Origin of the sequence: Bacillus sp. S/N-304-OC-R1 (genome assembly GCF_019749375.1) — a bacterium.
GTDB lineage: Bacteria > Bacillota > Bacilli > Bacillales > Cytobacillaceae > Cytobacillus.
The window spans coordinates 78,664-99,270 of record NZ_JACWFE010000009.1 but is presented as its reverse complement, the minus strand read 5'-3'; the positions used below and the strand labels follow the sequence as shown (position 1 = coordinate 99,270).

General features: G+C 38.4%; 16 protein-coding genes and 1 pseudogene. 9 read left to right on the top strand and 8 right to left on the bottom strand.

Annotation, left to right across the window (positions count from 1 at the left end):
• Positions 1–162 precede the first annotated feature (162 nt).
• Positions 163–396, top strand: a complete 234-nt coding sequence (locus tag H0173_RS09085; protein ID WP_221846033.1) for an excisionase family DNA-binding protein — start codon at positions 163–165, stop codon at positions 394–396.
• A 46-nt stretch (positions 397–442) separates the two neighbouring features.
• Positions 443–684: pseudogene (locus tag H0173_RS09080) on the top strand (pyridine nucleotide-disulfide oxidoreductase); the annotation flags it as partial.
• Between the two features lie 238 nt (positions 685–922).
• Here H0173_RS09080 and H0173_RS09075 read toward each other — a convergent pair.
• Positions 923–2,083, bottom strand: a complete 1,161-nt coding sequence (locus H0173_RS09075; RefSeq protein WP_221846032.1) for a serine hydrolase domain-containing protein — start codon at positions 2,081–2,083, stop codon at positions 923–925.
• 404 nt (positions 2,084–2,487) lie between these two features.
• Here H0173_RS09075 and H0173_RS09070 point away from each other — a divergent pair, with 404 nt between their 5' ends.
• The 3 genes from H0173_RS09070 (at position 2,488) to H0173_RS09060 (ending at position 5,559) form a co-directional block, all read left to right on the top strand.
• The gene (locus tag H0173_RS09070; protein WP_221846031.1) at positions 2,488–3,888 is read left to right on the top strand and encodes a M28 family peptidase; all 1,401 of its coding nucleotides are present in this window, start codon (positions 2,488–2,490) and stop codon (positions 3,886–3,888) included.
• A gap of 169 nt (positions 3,889–4,057) precedes the next feature.
• Positions 4,058–4,990: a DMT family transporter gene (locus H0173_RS09065; protein WP_221846030.1), complete on the top strand. Its 933-nt coding sequence runs from the start codon at positions 4,058–4,060 to the stop codon at positions 4,988–4,990.
• A gap of 23 nt (positions 4,991–5,013) precedes the next feature.
• Positions 5,014–5,559: a GNAT family N-acetyltransferase gene (locus H0173_RS09060; RefSeq protein WP_221846029.1), complete on the top strand. Its 546-nt coding sequence runs from the start codon at positions 5,014–5,016 to the stop codon at positions 5,557–5,559.
• A 50-nt stretch (positions 5,560–5,609) separates the two neighbouring features.
• On the opposite strand, the gene H0173_RS09055 is transcribed toward H0173_RS09060, so the two are convergent.
• The gene (locus tag H0173_RS09055) at positions 5,610–6,572 is read right to left on the bottom strand and encodes a D-2-hydroxyacid dehydrogenase (protein WP_221846028.1); all 963 of its coding nucleotides are present in this window, start codon (positions 6,570–6,572) and stop codon (positions 5,610–5,612) included.
• A gap of 71 nt (positions 6,573–6,643) precedes the next feature.
• A complete protein-coding gene (locus H0173_RS09050; protein WP_221846214.1) occupies positions 6,644–7,462 on the bottom strand; it encodes an MBL fold metallo-hydrolase in 819 nt (272 codons plus the stop codon).
• 207 nt (positions 7,463–7,669) lie between these two features.
• Between H0173_RS09050 and H0173_RS09045 the strand changes: the two genes are divergently transcribed.
• Positions 7,670–7,963 carry a hypothetical protein gene (locus H0173_RS09045; RefSeq protein ID WP_221846027.1) on the top strand — a complete coding sequence of 98 codons (294 nt, stop codon included), beginning with the start codon at positions 7,670–7,672 and terminating at the stop codon, positions 7,961–7,963.
• A gap of 35 nt (positions 7,964–7,998) precedes the next feature.
• On the opposite strand, the gene H0173_RS22530 is transcribed toward H0173_RS09045, so the two are convergent.
• The 4 genes from H0173_RS22530 to H0173_RS09025 form a co-directional block, all read right to left on the bottom strand.
• The gene (locus H0173_RS22530) at positions 7,999–9,444 is read right to left on the bottom strand and encodes a TerD family protein (RefSeq protein ID WP_221846026.1); all 1,446 of its coding nucleotides are present in this window, start codon (positions 9,442–9,444) and stop codon (positions 7,999–8,001) included.
• A gap of 190 nt (positions 9,445–9,634) precedes the next feature.
• On the bottom strand, positions 9,635–10,069 hold the full coding sequence (locus tag H0173_RS09035) for a hypothetical protein (protein WP_396021207.1): 435 nt from the start codon (positions 10,067–10,069) through the stop codon (positions 9,635–9,637).
• A 17-nt stretch (positions 10,070–10,086) separates the two neighbouring features.
• Positions 10,087–10,437: an ASCH domain-containing protein gene (locus H0173_RS09030; protein WP_221846024.1), complete on the bottom strand. Its 351-nt coding sequence runs from the start codon at positions 10,435–10,437 to the stop codon at positions 10,087–10,089.
• 22 nt (positions 10,438–10,459) lie between these two features.
• Positions 10,460–12,124 carry a glutamine--tRNA ligase/YqeY domain fusion protein gene (locus H0173_RS09025; RefSeq protein ID WP_221846023.1) on the bottom strand — a complete coding sequence of 555 codons (1,665 nt, stop codon included), beginning with the start codon at positions 12,122–12,124 and terminating at the stop codon, positions 10,460–10,462.
• Positions 12,125–12,649: 525 nt separating this feature from the next.
• Here H0173_RS09025 and H0173_RS09020 point away from each other — a divergent pair.
• The 3 genes from H0173_RS09020 (at position 12,650) to H0173_RS09010 (ending at position 19,213) form a co-directional block, all read left to right on the top strand.
• A complete protein-coding gene (locus tag H0173_RS09020) occupies positions 12,650–15,367 on the top strand; it encodes a GTP-binding protein (RefSeq protein ID WP_221846022.1) in 2,718 nt (905 codons plus the stop codon).
• Positions 15,368–15,494: 127 nt separating this feature from the next.
• Positions 15,495–18,278 (top strand): response regulator, encoded by a 2,784-nt coding sequence (locus tag H0173_RS09015; protein WP_221846021.1) that lies wholly within the window; start codon positions 15,495–15,497, stop codon positions 18,276–18,278.
• 110 nt (positions 18,279–18,388) lie between these two features.
• The gene (locus H0173_RS09010; RefSeq protein WP_221846020.1) at positions 18,389–19,213 is read left to right on the top strand and encodes a CheR family methyltransferase; all 825 of its coding nucleotides are present in this window, start codon (positions 18,389–18,391) and stop codon (positions 19,211–19,213) included.
• Positions 19,214–19,788: 575 nt separating this feature from the next.
• Here the strand turns inward: H0173_RS09010 and H0173_RS09005 are convergent.
• The gene (locus H0173_RS09005) at positions 19,789–20,478 is read right to left on the bottom strand and encodes a universal stress protein (protein ID WP_221846019.1); all 690 of its coding nucleotides are present in this window, start codon (positions 20,476–20,478) and stop codon (positions 19,789–19,791) included.
• Between the last annotated feature and the right edge of the window lie 129 nt (positions 20,479–20,607).

Genomic DNA, 20,607 nt, shown 5'->3' with positions numbered 1-20,607 from the left:
AATAATGAATACATTTTATATATTCTAACTTAGTTTAACAAGCAGATAAAGACCTATCCATAAAATTGGAAGAGTTGTAGAGATAAATTTTTTATTTTAATCAGTATAACGTAAAATAATGACAAAAAGATGAATATTTACAAATAAAAGGAGTAAGAAAATATGTATCTAACAATCGAAGAAGCTGCCGAATATCTATCTGTTTCAGTATCATATGTAGAGAATCTAATTTTGCAAGGTAAAATCCGGTTTCTGCACGATAGCGAAGGAGAAGTATTGATCTACAAGAATCAGTTTAAAACACATTTTGAACAGCTGGAAAAGTACAAAAATCTAGTGAAGGACTTACAAAATGAGCCGATCCCGGAAGATCGAGATATAAAGGATGAAGATTAATATTTCACTTTATAATAAATAACAAGTTTGGCGTTGTAGGTTAATAAACCTTGCAGAGAAGACCGAATTAAAAACGAAGACTGTACAAGAGCCGCGCATCAAAAACTATTTTGATGTGGATGCTGATGGCAAGACGAACATTGAGGGAATTTGAACAGCTGGGACGGTTGCGTTGCGGGTGTTAGCATGCATACTATTATTACTGCAGGTGACGGGGCAAAGGTAGCAATTAATGTCATCAGCGAGCTGAATAGTGAACACTATGTTGACCATGATATTTTAAAATAAACTTTTTCAAGAAAACAAGCAGAAGGTATGCAGGATTTAAATTAAAATTTGCATACCTTCTCCTTTTTAATAATTATTACAAGACTTTCTTCAACTTCGAATATTAAGTTTGTTCGATTTGATTAAGGAGGAAATTTACTATTTCTTCGAGTACCTGACCAAGGAGTCCCTTAATTATTTTCGTACCCTTACTTTGCACGTTAATTCTTATGTATTTCCTCTTTGATATGGATTCACGTCATTTATCTGCACAGCAGGTGTTTATCAGCTTGTGTAAAATGGAAGGCCACCAATCCATCACTCCCCATTTTTTTCCTAAACGAATCGCTATCGCATTGTTTTCTGGACTAATGTAAAGTACTTGACCTAAGTTACCTAGAGCAAAATAGTCATTATTCTCTTCCCGATTTTTATTTCCCCACCATAAATATTTATAGTAAGCCTTATTTTGCCTAAACCACATTTTCCCCCATGGATGGTTCTCGTAATATTGGAAATGCTGCTTATCACATATAACATGTTCCCGACTAGTAGACTCTTGGATCCACTCAGGGCTAATTAGCTGTTCTCCTTGCCATTTTCCTTGCTTAAGATATAAAGAGCCAAACTTTGCTAAATCAATAGCTGTCATAACTAGTCCACTTTCAGTTTTTTCAAAAGCGTGTTTCTCACTGTCTAGAATCCAATGGCTCTGAAATTCTAAGCCCAATTTACTGAGAATCGCCTGATACATGTATTCTGACACTGATTGGCCAGTGACTCTTTCAAGAATTAGCCCCAATAATAATGAATGATAATCATTATAGTGAAAAAATGATCCGCTCGAATCTTCCACAACTGATAATGCTAGTTCTCTTGCATTGGGATGTAAGTAGACTTTTGCTTCATCATTCCAAGGCAAGAGGCCTTCTTTAAACTTAATACCAGAGTCCATTTGTAATAATTGCTTGATCGTCATACTTTTCAACTTCAATTCAGGTATGTAGGTAGTAATCTGATCATCAAGGTGAAACAACCCTTGATTAATGGCGATACCGACTAATGCAGATACATATGATTTAGTAATAGAAAAAAGTTTGTGTGGAGTGCCTCTTTCATGTCCGTTAAAATAATCTTCATAATATATTTGATCGTCTTTAATAAGAATGAGAGCCGTGGTTCCTGTGTGCGTCATGAACTGCGTAAAGGGGCTACTCTTCCTTTGTCCTTTATGTAAGTATTCTATAGAATTAAATTTACTTCTATCTAATATTGTGTCATACCGAAAGTATTCATCGCCTCTTGGAAAATCTTTAGTTGAGAATAAATGATAATCGTCGTAACCGACTGAAAATCCATTTTTCATTAGGTAAGAAATATAAGATTGCATGTAACTATTTTGCTTCAAACGTGCTTTCATCCTTTTTCCTCCGAACATAAATAATACACAAGCTATATTTAGATTTTTGGCAGTAAATTTCTATATACAAAAAAATGAACAAAAAGTACCCTTCTGGAGTTCATTCGACAGAAATATATTCCTGTAATACTTATCGGCCAATTTCTTCCGTTATTTTAGTTCTACAATGGAAAAAAGAGTAATATATATCTGACACTTAATACTATTAATCTTTGGATATTTTAAGGTGGTCAACTAGAGAGACTGTGTACACTCGTGATATAATGCCTAAGCGCTTTCTCCTTTTATGAACAGAATAGAAGCTAAATGGAATTTAAGTCCCGCTAAATATTGGTAATAAACTCACTTCTAGAAAATTTAGAATAGTTTAAAATTTTATTAAACTATGTTCTAGGAGGGTTTATATGAAAAAACCAATTTTATCAATAGCACTGGCAACAACATTAGCTTTAGGGGCAGTAAGTACCCAGGCTGTTTGGGCTAAACCGGTTGAAGCAGGACAAGCACAGCCCGTTAAAGTATTTGATCACATGGTTGTGAATAAGATTAATGCAGAGAATATTTACAAAAACATTGCGCACCTATCAAAAACTCCTCGTGTAGCAGGTACGGAAGCAGAGGACAAAGCTGTACAGTTTATTAAGGAACAGTTTGAATCCTATGGATATGACGTGGAAATTCAGCCATTTAGCTTCTATGGATATACTCCTCCATCTAATATTGATTTAACAGTGAATGGATATGATGGTGATTTGCATCCAAGTGCCTTTACATACACAGTTAGCGGGAATGTTTCTGGTGATCTTGTTTATGCTGGTCTAGGTAAGATGGACGAGCTTGCGAATAAAGATCTTACTGGAAAAATTGCTCTCATCCAGCGCGGTGAGATTAGCTTTGCAGAGAAAGTGTTAAATGCAGCTGAAAAAGGTGCTGTGGGGGTTATTATTTTTAACAATACGAGCGGAGCTGTAAATGGAACGCTTGGTGAAGCAAATGATAAGTATGTTCCAGCAGTTTCTTTAACAAAGGCGGAAGGTGATGCGCTTCTTGCAAAGTTAAATGGGGGTTCAGCATTAAAGGCTTCTCTAAAGGTGGAAGGAGCAAGAGCGGGAGAAAGTACTTCGCATAATGTTATTGCCACAAAAAAGCCAACAAATAAGCAGAAAGATACAAACAAAATTATCGTAGTCGGTGCGCATCATGATTCTGTTGCAGGTGCCCCGGGAGCAAACGATGATGCATCTGGCACAGCAACGACCCTTGAACTTGCACGTGTATTTAAAAATGTGCCTACCGATACGGAAATTCGCTTTATTACATTTGGTGCAGAAGAGCTCGGTTTAGTAGGTTCAACTTATTATGTTAATAGTCTATCAGCAGATGAAAAAGAGCGAACAATTGCGAACTTTAACCTTGATATGGTCGGAAGCCGGGATGCTGGAGATTTAGTGCTGCTTACCTTAGATGGGAAGCCTAACCTCGTGACGGAGCTTGCACAAGCATCAAGTACAAGACTTAACGGGGAGCCGACACCATACGATCAAGGCGGACGAAGTGACCATGTTCCTTTTGCTGAAGCGGGAATCCCGGCAGCATTATTTATTCACAGCCCAAGCGAGCCTTGGTACCATACTCCGGAAGATTCTATTGATAAAATCAGCAAAGAAAAGCTGCAAGATGTAGCAGAAATTGTTGGGGCAGCCGTTTATGATCTGGCGCGCTTTGATAATATGGGTGCGGGCTGGAAAAAGGGTCCAAAGGTGAAAGCTGATAAAGACCAGTATCTTGAGCAGGACGTAAAATAATTGATAAGAAAGCCAGTTCTCTATTTGGAGGATTGGCTTTTTTGCATTACAGAGTACACTGCTACCCGTATCTAATTCCAAATTTAATTCAAATAGAACAATAAAATAAAGACCAAAACATGGTAAAATGAGTTTAATTATTTGAAATATTAGGAAGAAGGAAATCACCTTGAAAAATATTCAAACCTATCTCTTGCTAATGGGAGTAATGGTTGCTTGGGGATTTAATGTACCTATTATAAAAATATTGGTTGGATATTTTCCCCCTGTGACCATTACGTCCATGCGAATATTTACTGCGGGCATTACAGTCTTTATAATAATGGCTGCCATGAAGAAAATTCGCAAACCTAGCTTCGGAGAATGGAAGTTTATTATTTTTGGCAGTTTATTTAGTATTGTTGGTCATCATTTCTTTTTATCCATGGGACTAACAAAAACAAGTGCTACAAATGGGGCGTTAATATTAGGAACTGGACCATTGCTGACAGCGATTCTTTCATCTGTTCTCCTGCGGAATCGGCCGACCTGGGTTCAAATAATGGGTTTTCTTTTTGGAAGTGCTGGGGTATCATTTATTGTCCTGTCAGGTGAAAAGGGACTTTCTGGTTTGTCGATTGGTGATTTAAATGTATTTCTTTCGATATTATCACAAGCTCTCAGCTTTATTCTAATTAGTAAGGCTGCGAGGACATTGGACCCGCGATTATTAACAGGATATATGCTTATATTTGGGAGCATCCTGTTATTTTTCATTGGCCAATGGCAAGAGCCTCATGGATTGAAGGGGATTTTCCACGCGCCAATCTTACTTTGGGCTGCCTTCCTATCTTCCGCAGTACTTTCTACTGCCCTAGGACATATGGTTTATAATTCTGCTATTAAAAAAATTGGTCCAGCAGAAGCTTCAATTTTTATAAATTTAAGTACCTTTTTCTCGTTAGTCGGTTCGGCCGTTCTTTTAGGAGAAATTATTACTTCTATTCATCTTTTTGGGCTGCTATTTATTGTTGCTGGTGTTGTTCTAGGATCAGGTGCCTTTGAAGATCTGCTGCGGAAAAGAAAGAGAAAGGAACTAGGGCAGACTCAGAAAAACTATTAATCACTGCAATGAATGGAGATGCTATGATAATTAATAAACATGATTTTTTTGTTAAAGGGCTTCACTATACGATAAGATCTGCAACAGAAGAGGACGCAAAGGCTTTATCTCAGTTAAGATTACAGATAGATGGAGAAACCGAAAATTTAGATCGGGAAAAAGGCGAAGCTTTCATTGATGAGGATGGATTTAAAGGAATCATTAAAGAAGATTCGGAAAAGCCAAGGAATTTATTTTTAGTAGCAGAAACGGATCAACGGCTTGTCGGGTTTTCAAGATGTGAAGGATCAGATTTAAAGAGATTCTCTCATAAAGTAGAATTTGGTGTCTGTGTGTTAAAGGAATTCTGGGGATTTGCGATCGGAACAAATCTATTGAAAGAATCGATTGAATGGGCAGATTCTAATGGTATTAAGAAAATGACATTGAACGTGCTTGAAACGAATGATAAGGCGGTAGCCCTTTACCAGAGGCTTGGCTTTGAAATTGAAGGGATATTAAGGAATGACAAGATTCTCTCAGATGGTAAATTCTATAATACGATAGTGATGGGAAGATTGGAGAAATGAGCTTGGCTTCCAAAAGGCTTGAGTTTTTACACTCAAGCCTTTTCGATTTTTTAATAACCTTTTAAATAATCAACTAAATTAATTGGAAGTTTTTCTTCTTTGAGATAGCTCTTTAAATTAGGGATGAAAATATCTTCGATAACGCGATTATCGTAATACTCGGTTGATCCGGCTGTATGAGGGGTGATAATGACATTTTCGAAATCCCATAAGGGGCTGTTGTCACCGAGCGGCTCTTTTTCAAAAACGTCTAATCCTGCACCAGCAATTTTCTCTGCCTCCAGTGCTTCAACCAGATCTGATTCTACAACAATATCGCCTCGGCCAATATTAATAAAGAAGGAAGTAGACTTCATTTTGTTAAATTGTTCTTTTCCAAATAAGTGTTTTGTTTCATTCGTAAGAGGCAATGTGACAACTATATAGTCACATTCAGGCAAGATTTCATTCATTTGATCGAGTGTATACATCCGATCAACGTATTCTTCAGGCTGTCCAGATTTGCGGAAGCCTAATACATTCATGCCGAATGCCTTAGCAATTTTTGCTGTTTCTTTGCCAATAGCGCCTACACCAAATAGGCCCATCGTTTTGCCATGGAGCTCTAGTCTTAATCCTGAATGATGCCATTTTTTTATTTGTTGATTTTTAACATACCTATGTATTTTTCTTGTGAGTGCAAGCATTAAGGCAAAGATCGTTTCGGAAATAGGATAGGAGTGAACACCATTTGCCGACGTTAGAAGGATGTTACGGGAATTAAATTCATTTAGTGGCATACTGTTAATGCCTGCAGACCAGCTTTGGACCCAGCGCAGCTTTGATCCATCTGTTAAAGCATATTGGGCAATGTCTTTTTTCCAGCCGGCAATTATTTCAGCATCCTTAAGATGCTCTTGCCAGATTGATTGCTCTTTTCCAACAATCAGCTCCCATTCCGGAACTATTTCTTCTATCGATTTAATTAATTTTTCATCAAGTTTTTGCGTAACAATAAGCTTTCTTTTATCCACATTAATTCCCCCTTTTGAAGATAACTATATCATAGCAAAAAAAGGAAGATCCATTAAGGACCTTCCTCTGATTAATGTATGCCATCGACATAGCGGCCGTAATCAGGTACGGCAATTGTATCGAACTCATTTACAAGCTTTGTTAAGCTAGATGTTAAAAGTTCTCCGGAAATGGGCATTCCATGACCTGTGACCGCGTAAGCCGGCTGAAGAGCTAAGAGCTTTTCAACAGATCTCTTGGAGGATGCCCAGTCAGGGGTTAAATATCGCGGCGGTCCGCTAATCTCAAATTCTTGAGTAAGCACCTTGTATAAGGATTCTTGCTTAACGGTAACAAAAGCATCACCCGCAATCAGTGCATGATCGCTTTCTCTAAATAACGAGACATGGCCAGGCGTATGACCTGGAGTATGGATCCATTTCCAGCCCTGCATATGCGGGATTGTCCCATCTTCAGGAAGAGGATGGAGATAAGCTGAAATATCAATTCCTTCATTCGGAAAGAGCGGAGACATTTTTGCAACCATTCCCCCTTCAACAGAGGCATCAGGCTGTATGTAATTTTTTTCCCCGGTTAAATAAGGCATCTCCACGGTATGGGCATATACAGGGACCTTCCATTGATCGAGGAGGTCGATTATAGCCCCGACATGATCGAAATGTCCGTGTGTTAAAATGATCGCTTTAGGCTTTGCGCCTTCTCCGTTGAGCTCTTCCGAGGCTCCAATAATTTTTTCTGCAGACTGTGGCATACCGGCATCAATTAATACCCAATCCCCAGGAGCATCAGATAATGTCACAAAACAAATATTTACGATTTGAACTGTATAACTTTGTATGCCTGCAGCGACAAATTGAAACATGCCGCTTGCGACAGAAGTCATTGGCATATAACGTTCTGTTGAAGAACTTCCTTCGATATTTGTACGGTTCTCTTCCAACGGCGTTGCCTCCTTTCCTTTTAAGGTGAGTTTCCCCTTGATTTATGAAGAGTATTCGGGAGTAGTAGGAAAGGGATATTAATAATAAATTTGTTTATCGGACAGGTTTAGAAGAACATTGGCTGAAGGTGTCCGATATCCGGGTTTATTGGACAGGTGCAGGAGAAAATCGGTGGAAGCTGTCCGATATCTGAGTTTATCGGAAAGGTGCAGGAGAAAATCGGTGGAAGCTGTCCAATATCCGGGCTTATTGGACAGGTGCAGGAGAAAATGAGAGGAAGCTGTCCGATATCCGGGTTTATTGGACAGGTGCAGGAGAAAATGAGAGGAAGCTGTCCGATATCAGAGTTTATTGGACAGGAACAGAAGAAAATGAGTGGAGGTTGTCCAATACCGAGCATTGAAAAGGAACATCAGGAATTTAAAATAAAAAAAGCCTCCAGAAAGTAAGCTGAAACTTATTTTCTGGATAGCCCTTATTTTTTTCAAGACAAAAATTCATTTGGGTTTAAGCCTAATTCCATACAAATTTCTGAGACGGTTTGCTTTTCACTTGGGTCAAAATGTCCATCTGCGTAGCCAAGTGCAATACAGTAGCGAGCAACTAGGCGGGCGATTTCAGGTTTTGAGCGGACACGGCTAAGAGCTCTGAATGCTTCAGCACGGCCAATGATGGAATCACGTTCGATTTTTTGGACAAAGTAATTGAATTGCTGAATTACTTTATTTGTATCAAATACTCGTAATTCTTCACTTTGGTTAACAAACTCCATCATCTTTTGGCGCTCAGACGGATCTAGTCTGCCGTCTGCTAAGGCAACAAGTGCACAAGCGGCTACGACTGCATCCATTACATCCTGGCTTTTATAGCGGGCAAAGAGCTCCTGAGCTTTTCTTTTTTGCTGATTAGCCCATTGTGCATAATCGGTTTGGTTTGGCGACCAGGAGTTACCGCAGTTGTTGCATGTAAATTTCAGCTGATTTTTACCGATAAATCCGCCTAATAAGCCGATTGGACCAAGAATTAATCCGCCAATAGCTGCTTTTCCGAGACCAAACCCTTTTTCACCGGTCCTTACATTAGAAGAACCGCACCGGATACAATGAATATTATCCCCACCATAGGCACCAGAAGAGGAATATCCTTGACCGTATGCCGGCTGATTATATCCGCCTTGCGAGCCATAATCCGGCTGATTATAGCTAGAATTAAATCCCGGCTGATTGTAAGCAGGGGGATTCACAGTTGATTGGCCAAAGGCAGACTGCTGCCCAGGATAGGAATTAAATGATTGATTCTGCTGAGAGCTGCCGTATGATTGTGACGGATAAGTCTGCTGTACAGGAGCTGGTTCATCATCGACATGTACGCCAAAATTCCGGCAAAGCGCGGCTAATCCTCCTTGAAATCCACTGGCAATGGCGTTGAATTTCCATTCACCATTATGACGGTATAATTCAGCTGCCACAATAGCAGTTTCGACAGTAAAATCACGGCCAAGGTCAAAACGAAGCAATTCTTCATTTGTGATTGCGTTGAAAATTCTCACATAGGCATTCGAAACTTGTCCGAAATTTTGCTGCTTTACATGGGCATCATGGATCGTAATGGTGAATGCAATCCGATGAATAGAAGGAGGCACTTTATTTAATTCGATTTTAATTTGTTCATCATCACTAGCACCAGAACCCGTACGATTATCACCGCTATAGATTACCGAACCGTTACCGCCTGTCGGATTATTATAGAAAACAAAATCCATGTCGCTTTGGACCTTGCCAGATGGACCGGTTAAAAAAGCAGAAGCATCTAAATCATATTGAGAATGGCTGTGACTAACATCCCATCCCAATCCGGCAACGACAACCTCTAAACCTGGATGAGCCTTTGTTAAATCGACCTTTTGCCCTTTACGTAAGGTAACACCCACTAATCATTCACTCCTATCCGTTTATATTTAAATTCGTATTATTATGTCGCGTATAATTTCAAACTCTTTGACTGCAAATATATTATAAAGCACAATGGAATCAAAAGGAAAATGATAACATGCTAAAAATGGCCAGGCTTTTTTAAAAGCCTGGCCACTATAATATATCAATCTTATTTGTAGTTTCCTATTACCAAAGTGAAGGTTTGACTACCATGAGCCAAAGCATGGCCATTAAGAGAATGAAATATAGCCATGTTGACTTTAAGAGCTTTTGAACAAGCTGATGCTGGTCTTGTCCAGGCTCATGAAACTTTCGGATGATTGGCGTGAAAGCTCGGGCAAGAAAAAAGATAGAACCAAACATTAAAGCTAATGTCGCTATAATCCAAGATGTCTTCCATGTCCAGTGCCCCATTGCAATAAGCAATACTCCGCTGCCAACAAGAACATGTCCGGCATGTTTAACAAGCCGGACAGTATAAAGGAATATATCCAAGTAGGCTTTCTGGATGTCCTCTCCTGCTGCCCGTAATTTTTTCGTAATCGGGATTAAGATGACGAACGGGCCAATCGATAAAATCGCACTGCCTACATGGATAAAAAGAATGATGCGATACAATATGTTCATGTAAAACTATATTAGTCCGAAACAGGACGGAACTCATGCACCCATACTCTCATTTGCGGCAGCCAAGGCATGCCCGGGTGATAAGAAAGAATCGACTCTTTATATTGTTCAACTGTTTCAAAGCCTTCCTGCTTGGCATGCTCATTTGTCAATTCACCTAGTGACTGTGAATAAACCTTCTCTACTACAAATTTATGACCTTGAAGCTCCATAATTTCACCGATATCCGCATAGCGTCCATTTCGGCGTGTTGCTGTTTTTTGACCTGCAATTACTTTTTCAATATCTGAAGGAACCGTGACAAGACGTTCAATTGTACAAGTTTTTGGCGGAAGTGCCTGGTTGTCATGCTGGTTGTTCATATTTTCTTCCTCCTTAAATATCCTATAGTTTAAACGAACTCTTTAATGAAACAATCCGGTTAAAGACTGGTTTTTCTGCACTTGAATGCTTTGGATCCACATTAAAATAGCCATGACGGAAAAATTGGAATTTATCCTGAGGCTTAACATCCTTTAAATTAGGCTCGATAAAGCCTTGGACAATTTCAAGTGATTTCGGATTAACAAAATCTAAGAATGTTTTTTCTTCATTGCCTTCAGCTTCCGCCTCTAATTCTGAATCTAGAATTAATGGCTCATATAAACGGAACTCAGCAGGGACAGCATTTGTAGCTTCTACCCAATGAATCGTTCCTTTTACTTTGCGGCCTGTAAATCCTGTTCCGCTTTTCGTTTCAGGATCATAGGTGCAATGAATTTCAATTACATTGCCGTTTTCGTCTTTGATCACATCGTTGCATTTAATAAAATAAGCATGCTTCAGACGAACTTCGTTTCCAGGGAAGAGACGGAAATATTTATTCGGCGGATTTTCCATGAAGTCATCCTGCTCAATATAAATTTCCCTAGAGAAAGGAATTTGCCTCATACCCATTTCTGGATTTTCTGGGTTAATCTCTGCATCCAGCATTTCAACTTGATCTTCTGGGTAGTTAGTGATTACCACTTTAAGCGGATTCAATACACCCATTGTACGAGGAGAAGTAAGCTTTAAATCTTCTCTTACGAAATGCTCAAGCATCGCTTCATCAACTGCACCAGATCCCTTTGAGATACCAGTAGCTTTAACGAATTCACGGATGGCTCCAGGTGTAAATCCTTTTCTTCTAAGACCAGAAATGGTTGGCATGCGAGGGTCGTCCCAGCCGTCTACATAGCCTTCATCCACAAGCTGCTTTAGCTTGCGCTTACTCATTACTGTGTTTGTAATGTTAAGACGTCCGAATTCAATTTGCTGTGGCTTGCTTTCCATTTCGCATTCTTCCACAACCCAATTATAAAGTGGGCGCTGATCCTCGAATTCAGTCGTACAAATAGAGTGAGTTACATCCTCAATCGCATCCTCTAGCGGATGAGCAAAGGCATACATTGGATAGATGCACCATTTATCACCAGTATTATGGTGTGTAGCATGTGCAATACGATAAATGACAGGATCACGCATATTTAAATTCGGTGATGCCATATCGATTTTTGCACGAAGCACTTTACTGCCGTTTTCGAATTCTCCATTACGCATACGTTGGAATAAATCCAAATTTTCCTCTACGGAACGGCTGCGGTATGGACTTTCCTTTCCAGGCTCTGTTAGTGTTCCGCGGTACTCGCGAATTTCTTCCTGAGATAAATCGTCCACGTAGGCTTTTCCTTTTTTAATAAGGAGAACGGCACGATTATACATTTCTTCAAAATAATCTGAAGCAAATCGGAGGTCATCCCATTCATAGCCAAGCCATTGTACATCTTCTTTAATAGAATCAACGTATTCCTGATCCTCTTTTAGTGGGTTGGTATCATCAAATCGTAAATTTGTCTTTCCGTTGAATTCATCTGCCAGCCCGAAGTTAATGATGATGGATTTTGCATGACCGATGTGAAGATACCCGTTCGGTTCGGGAGGAAAACGAGTAATAATGTCTTTATGTTTACCTGACTCCAAATCATCGATAATAATATTCTTAATAAAGTTTGACGAATTTTGTTCCAAACCGGTATCACCTTTCTATAAGTATGTAATTATTTCTTATTTTACTGTTATTACGGTTGTAAATCAATCGGAGGCAATCATAAGCTAATGAATTGATTCAGTTATGTTGTTCTGGAATAGTTTCAATACAGAGCGAATACAAATGATCACATTTTAAAATTTTTTTCATGCATGACAATAGTCATAGGAAATCTTGCCATAAAATCCGGTCTTCATTCGAATGATTTGCTGAGGCGATTTTTCGTAAGGGCTGAACCAAAAATAATAAAAATTGAGTTTGTAACTTAGATAATGGGGTATTGAAATAGGATACAGGTATTAGGACTATTGCCTATTATTAAATTTGTTACATAGGAATACAATAATGTATCAAAAATGAAATTTATTGCAAAAAATATTTTGTTAGAATACAAGAAAGGGATAATCAAGTATGGCTACTTGGGTTCAGACCGACCTACTCGGTTTGTTTTGATATTAGAATATAGATATCAATTCTGTGAAAATATGTTCTGCGGGGGTAGCACAATGACAATAGATGAACAGCTAATAAGGAAAATGTATTATAAAACAATCGTCGAAGGCAAAGAGGATGTACATCCTATAAAAGCACTAGGCGAACTTTATATGGAAGAGCAGCAAAAAGCGATATCCGATCTCTCTTTAATTCGCTTTGCTCAAGCTGAGGTTTACTTCCACCACAGTGATTTTGAGGCAGCCATTTTTAAATGGGAAAATATTAATAATGAGCTTGAGCCGTGGGCAAAGAAAAATATGGCTGACGCTTATTTCAAATTGGAAATTCTTACGACAGCTGAGGAGCTGTACCAGTCCATACAATCGGATTCAGGTACTTTGAAAATTGAAGTTCTATTGCAGCTGTTTTCTGTCTATGTTGCATTAGGAAAGCTAGATTTAGCAGTTGAGGCCATTAAAGAGGCTGTTGCATTAAACCCAGACTATCCAAATGTAACAAGCATCGCGAAAGATTTTTTTGAAAAGCATCAGGATTGGAAAAATGCGATTGAACTGTCAGTTAATGAAGGAATTCGTACTGGAGATCTATTCTGGTTTGATACACTCCAAACTTATGCAGAGGAAGGCAAGGTTAGAAAAATAGAGCCTGATTATTTTACTGAGGCATTTGTTGCTTTATTTAAAGCAGACTTGGCAAGATTTGAGAAGCTGGCTGTTGCTTTATGGAAGCATTATCAGCATGGAGAATTATATTTTACTTGGATTAAAGAGTTTAATCATATTCTTTTGCATATGGAGGGTGGCAGTACCCATACGTGGAAGGAGCTTTCTGTCGTTTACCATGATACATATTTTGAATTAATCAATGGAAAGAAACTAATAAGGGAAATCTCACATCTAATTCCAAATCATTTAAGTAATTGGGTGAAGATTGCGGATTCATCTTTTTCTTTAATGGCTGCGGCTTCTGCTCTAGCATGGAGTGAAATTTTCCCGACAAGTATCGAGCACTCATCCATTAGTTTAGCCGAGAAGAAGATCAGTGAATCTTTACGTTACGGTAATGGGTTAGAAGACGGTTTCCAGTTGTTTAAGTCTGTCATTACCTGGGCTCGGCAAAATGGGATTGAGATTGGGTACCGCTTTGAATGGATGGTGAAGGAGCTTTTAGATCTTCGTGCTCCTTACTTATTAATTGCCGGGGCAGCTGGTAATGAGAAATCAGGTTTTATGAATGAGCTGATAGGGGAAAAAGTAATCAATGACTCTATTTCCTCAACTATCTTCTTTAAAGATGATCAGGAAATGGAATTACGGGAAATCTCTGATGAAGGAGAAAGAGAGCTTGCTCATTTATCGGACATCGATGAAAGCACTCAAACGGTGATTTTATATAAAAAGCCTATGTCTATCCTGCATGAAAAGCAGCTTGCTTTCATTCAAACACCAGGTATATCAGGAGTTAACAGATTCAGGAATGATGTGTTCCAATATTTGCAATTTGCCGATAGTCTGCTGTTTGTCTTAAATGCTAAAAAGGTTTTAACAGAGGATGAGCTTGAAATTCTTGTGAAGATCCGAGAGCAGGCACCAGATCTTCCTATTCACTTCCTGTTAAATGAAGCTGGCCCATATGGACTGAATCAGGATGTAATCGATCTTGCAGCTTCAAAAGTAAATACGTATTTTCCTAAAGCTCAGCTATTTGCCTTTTCAGGGCGTAATGAACATTTAGATTCGTTAGCTCATTTCTTAGTGTCAATAGGCAGCAGCAAAAAGCTTGAGGAGAAGAGAACGTCTAAAGTTCAGCACTATATTCGCAAGACGATTAAGTTTTTATTGGAAAGACGCGTTGAAATGGAGAATGGCTATATTGAATCCATTAAATGGAATGAAGATATGGTTACAAAATTATCCGGAGCAACGAATCAATTACGCGATTTAGAGGAAGATAAAATCCGAATCATGAAGAAATCGTTTACGAAAATAAAGGACGATATCAAACTTCAGCTTATGCAAGATATTCCGGAGCTGCTGAAGGATAGTTCTGATTTAATTGATGAGGAAAGTGATTTTGGAAAAGTTCATATTCACCTAAATGCTGAAATGAATAATCGTATCCGCCAGCATTTGAACGAAACTATTTTGCCAGTCTTTCATACGGCCATTCATCAATGGATTGATGAAGCAACCGGGGAATTTAATGGAGCTCAAGGATTTCTGAATGAAATGGGAGCAGGATTTAATGAACTCTATGAGGAGGATAAATTAATTCTTGCCTGTGACTTTAAAGTGCTTGATGACTGGAGAAGAGACGCGGATCGGATGACGAGAGGGAATGTGCAATTAGAAAATATCAATATATTAAATCGTTTTACACCGTCACAATTCTTATTAAAAAGCGCAGGAAGGCTGCTCGGTGCACTTCAGCAAAATAAATCATTAATCTATACAAAATATAAACAATATATTGAGAATGAAGATTATAGTGAAGCAGCTGAAGAGGTTGCAGAACAATTCTTCCACCCATTCGAGCTTTTTGAAAAGTCAATTGATCGGGATGTCAGTATGTTTTTCAGTCCGCCAATTACTGAGTTGCAGGAAGCAGTTAGTGAATCTGGCAGACAAATTGAAGAAAGTAAAGTGTCATTGCAGGAAATACGAGAAAATCCAGAATTATACCGTGATCCAATCACTTTATTCCAGCTTAAGCTTCTTCAGCTTGAATGGATGACAACTTCCGATGAAGAGATATATCAAAAACAGTAATGCCTAGAAGTTGCCGGGATGCTTATGAATCTAGCTTCCGGCAGCTTTCATACATATAAACTGCATTTAAACGTACTTATTATTCATCTTATTCAATATTTATTTCATCAAGAAGGAGGCATATTCAGTGAGTTATAAAAAGAAGCAATATCTTAATTTAGGCTTAACTGTTTTTTTTATGCTTCTATTGATGTTTGTCATTCTATTTATGGCAAATATAATAAAAGCGAATATGCTAGAGATTGTTAAGGATCGCTATTATAAAGTAAATCAAGTAACTGAAATTAGGACATTATTCGATCAGACAGACCGTCAGCTTCTAAGGATGATTATTGTTAAAGATAAAATGAATCCAGAGATTGTTGAAGAGTCTTTAAAGGAAAATGAAAAAGGGATCTTTAATCAAATGGTGGAGCTAGAGGGCACGGTCAATACAAATAGAGGAAGAGTCCTTTTGCAGCAGATTGAAGCGAGCTATGCATCTTATAACCATATGGAAACAGAGTTTTTGAATAAATTTAAGAATGGGGAATTTGACGAATTAGAGTCTGTATATGATAAGGAAAGACTCAATCGAGACCAGCTGCTGCATGATCTAAATGAATTTATACAATATCAGGAATCATTAATGGATCAATCGTTTCTCAGTGCAACGAAAACACATGCACAGCTCGTCATGGTTCTAATTGCTGCTGTTTCGTTTGCTCTAATTATGATGGTCATTGCGACACTGTCTCTAATTAGAAGCACATCAAAAATTATGACAAAAATACTTAAAGCTCTAAATCAAGTGGATTATAAAAAACTGTCCAACCTTCCAAGAATTGATATACAGACAAAAGACGAATTTGGTGAGATAGCAAAATCCTTTAATTCTATGGCGTCTTCATTAGAAGTCTATAACGAAAAGGAAGGTAAATATGTTGCTGAAATAACAGAACAAAATTGGATCAATACGCATTCAGCCGAAATCGTCCATCTATATAGCCAGCATGTCAACATCCATTCACTAGGAGAAGAGTTTATTAATCAATTATCTCGTGCTGTAAATGCAAATATGGGTGTTTTCTATATAAAAGAAACAGAGAAAGGAAAAACGATCTATCGAAAAATTGCTTCTTACGCGGAAGGAAAACACGGAGCGGGAAGAGAGTATTTCTACGATGGCGAAGGATTAGTAGGGCAATGTGCAATAGATAAGAGAGTATTGCTTCTTAATGACGTTCCAAATGACTATAAGCTGATTACGACTGGATTGGGAAGTGTAGGACCAAGAAGTATATTAATGGCACCTGTTTTAATAAAAGATGAGGTCGTGGCCATTGTAGAATTAGCCGCTCTTTCCGATTTTTCATCGACACAATTAAAGCTGTTAGAGGAAGTTCTTGATACTTTCGGAATTGCTATTACAAACATATTAGGAAGAATGGAAATCGCTCGTCTTCTCGAGGATTCACAAGCAAAGACAGAAGAACTGCAAATGCAATCTGAGGAATTGCAGACTCAATCGGAAGAGCTGCAATCACAATCTGAGGAACTCCAGACTCAAGCCGAAGAGCTGCGTATGATCAATGAGCAATTGGAAGAGCGTACGAAGGATGCGGAATTGAAATCGGAGGAGCTTAGAACTGCTAAGGAAGCACTTGAAGAAAAGGCGAGAGAGTTAATGCAAAGCTCTAAGTATAAAACTGAATTCCTTGCGAACATGTCTCATGAGCTACGAACTCCATTAAATAGTATTCTATTACTTTCGGAAATGTTAATTGATGATGGGAATCATGGTCTCACTGATGAACAAGTTGAGTTTACGAAGGTGATACATTCATCAGGTCAGGACTTGCTTGATTTAATCAATGATATACTGGACCTTTCTAAAGTCGAGGTTGGAAAGCTGGAGATTCACTTTGAGGAAGTGAATATGAGTGACTTTGCGGAGCGGCTAGAAAGGAACTTTATCCAATTGGCTAAAAAGAAGAATCTTGAATTCTCCGTTACACTTAGTGAAGACGCGCCTGCAGCAATTTTTACTGATGAACAGCGTCTCCAGCAAATGATTAAAAACCTGCTGTCAAATGCCTTCAAATTTACAGAAGAAGGTTCTGTTGATGTTATATTTGAAAAGGCACATAGCCATGAAATCAACAATTTACCTCAAGCGAATTGCTCAGATACTTGGCTAAAAGTAGTCGTATCTGATACGGGAATCGGCATTCCGACAGAGAAGCAGGAAGAGATATTTGAAGCTTTTCAGCAAGTGGATGGAGCCACAATGAGAAAGTATGGCGGAACAGGGCTAGGATTATCCATCACAAAAGAGTTTGCGCAGCTGCTTGGCGGGGTATGTAAAGTAGAAAGTGAAGAAGGAAAAGGAAGCAGCTTCACTTTATTTATTCCAAGCTTGCCTGAAGGATTGCAGGAAACCTTCCAACAAACGATTCATGCTGAGGCAGCTTCTGCTAAGGACTTAGACATGATTACAGAAAGGTCTACAGAAACCTTGCCGATGAATGCTCTGGATGATCTTCCATCTGACACGGTATTACAAGGAAAATCAGTTCTTGTTGTGGATGATGACCATCGAAATATTTACGTCATCAAAAACGCCCTTGAAAAAGAAGGGATGCACGTGCTAACAGCCGAAAATGGGATGGAGTGTTTAGAGACGATTGGGCAGGAAGAGAAAATAGATATTGTACTAATGGATATTATGATGCCGGTCATGGATGGCTATGAAACAATGAGAAGAATACGTGACCTTGAACAATATCAAGAGATTCCAATCATAGCCTTAACTGCAAAAGCAATGAACTATGATCGCCGAAAATGTATTGAAGCCGGGGCATCAGATTATATAAGCAAGCCGTTAAAGCTGGATCAGTTATTGTCTGTCATGCGTGTATGGCTATCATAGAAAGTTTAATAGAATAGACTCTGCTGTATATGATTGCAAACGGACGATACGTTCCAATTTTGGCAGCAAACGAGGGCGCATGGAAAGTAAAGATATGGGATGATGAAAAAATGTTTAGGATAAATAAAGAGGATGTAGAGCTGGAGCTTTTGTTATTAGCGATTTTTCGTCTATCAGGCTATGATTTTAGGCAATATATGAAGTCCTCCATCATGAGAAGGGTGCAAAATCGATTAAGTCTAGAAAGACTATCTAGTATTACGAGCTTAACAGAGAAAATTATTCACGACGAAGCTTATTTAAATAAGATATTAAGCGATTTTTCGATTAATGTGACTGAAATGTTTAGGGATCCTGCCTTCTTTAAGGCTTTTCGAAACGAGGTCGTGGCGCTATTGAAGGACCTGCCTGAAATTAGAATCTGGCATGCCGGATGCTCGACAGGGGAAGAGGTTTATTCGATGGCCATCTTGATGGAGGAAGAGGGTCTTGGTTCTAAGACCAAAATCTATGCTACTGATATGAATGAAAACGTGCTCGCTAAAGCAGAACGAGGAATAATTCCTCTGCAAAAAATGCAGCTTTATACAAAGAATTATCTGTTGGCCGGTGGAAAGAAGTCGTTTTCTGAATATTATACAGCCGACTGTGAGGCAGCCTATTTAAACCCAGATTTACTGAAACATGTCGTCTTTGCCCAACATAACTTAGTAACAGATCGGTCGTTTAATGAGTTTCATGTGATCGTCTGCCGGAACGTCTTAATATATTTTAATGTGGATTTGCAAGCTCGGGTCTTCCATCTGTTTAACGAGAGTCTTAGTCCGGGGGGATTCCTTGGACTTGGCAGCAAAGAATCCATTCGAACAGATATCAAAAGCTTTGAAGACTTTAATCCTATCGAGAAAATTTTTAGAAAAAAGAATCGAAAATAGCTAAAAGATTGATTGGAAGAACTATAGAGAGGAGCGCTAAAACTTCGTGTTTAGCGCTCTTTTTATATTTGAGCAGGTTTTGTATCGGACAACTTTTAACTAAAATGGACTGATTTGTCCAATAAACACTCCTTATCGGACAGTTTTTAGAAAAAGTTCCCGAAGTTGTCCAATAAAGAGTGTTTATCGGACAGCTTTTTTAGAAAATAGCAATGCGTGTCCAATAAAAGGGTTTATTGGACAACTTTTCATAATAAGTACCCAAAGCTGTCCAATATCAGTAGCAGGCCTACAAGAATACTCAATATTTCTCAAGTGAAAAAATTTTTTCATATTGGTTTGCAATAGCCTTAGAAAGGTTAGAAAACACCTTCTTAAGACAGTTTCACTTTATAGAGGCTGTATTTTTTTGTCTAATTCCGAGTATTTATTGATTGTAATGTTACTTATTTTTTGATAAGTTATTTTTATGTAACATTAGAAAAGCGTAAAAATCCACTTTTGGCCAATATTCAATTTTTGAAAAACAAAAACACTTCCGCAAAAAATTCGGAAGTGTCATAGAGTATTTGAAGTTATGAATTGCTGTTAGTATCTATCGGCTCAGTCATTCTGACATTTTTTAGTTCTCTAACAATGTCCTCGGTGACAACAACTTGAAGTGTTTCTTTGTCTTTCATAAATTTGAAAACACCATTATTAAAATCGGTTCCTTGTTCTTTAAAGAAAATGCCTTCATAATCGACGTCTTTCGTATGATTAAAGCTTAGACGATAGAAATTATCTTCCTTAACCAGGTATGCACGGACACCTTTGTCAAACAGCCCCTCTTGATCTCTTAAGGATCTTGAAACAGAAACGATGTGCAGATCGACAAAAGGAATTTCACGCAATAGGGAGTTGATGATGGAGCCCTTTGCAATTTGCTCCCATCGACTTTGAGCGGTTTGTCCAAGAATAATTTGGGTAATATGTTTTTCGCGAGCAACCTCTGCAATCACCTTTGCTACAGGACGCTTATCATTATCTTTTAGAATAAATTCCTCAATGCCATGTTGTTCAGCGATTTGTTTCCATCTAGTAATATAATCTGATTTCTCTGCATCCAGTTCATCAAAGGGTAACGGATCGATGGTCAAAATATAGAGTGGACAGTCAAGCATTCCTGCAATTTTACAGCCGCGTTGAATTAGACGTTCACCATTTGGACCATAGTACACACAGACGAGGATGCTTTCGTCCATACGCCCTTTTACTAATTTCATTTCATTTCACCTCGAGTTAGATGGAGTTTAATAGAAAGTCCATTCAATTAAACTATGTTTGAATATATCCCATGCCTTGGCATGAAGTCAATCGATTTCCATTATTTGCGAAAGAAGGAGGAGATTTGG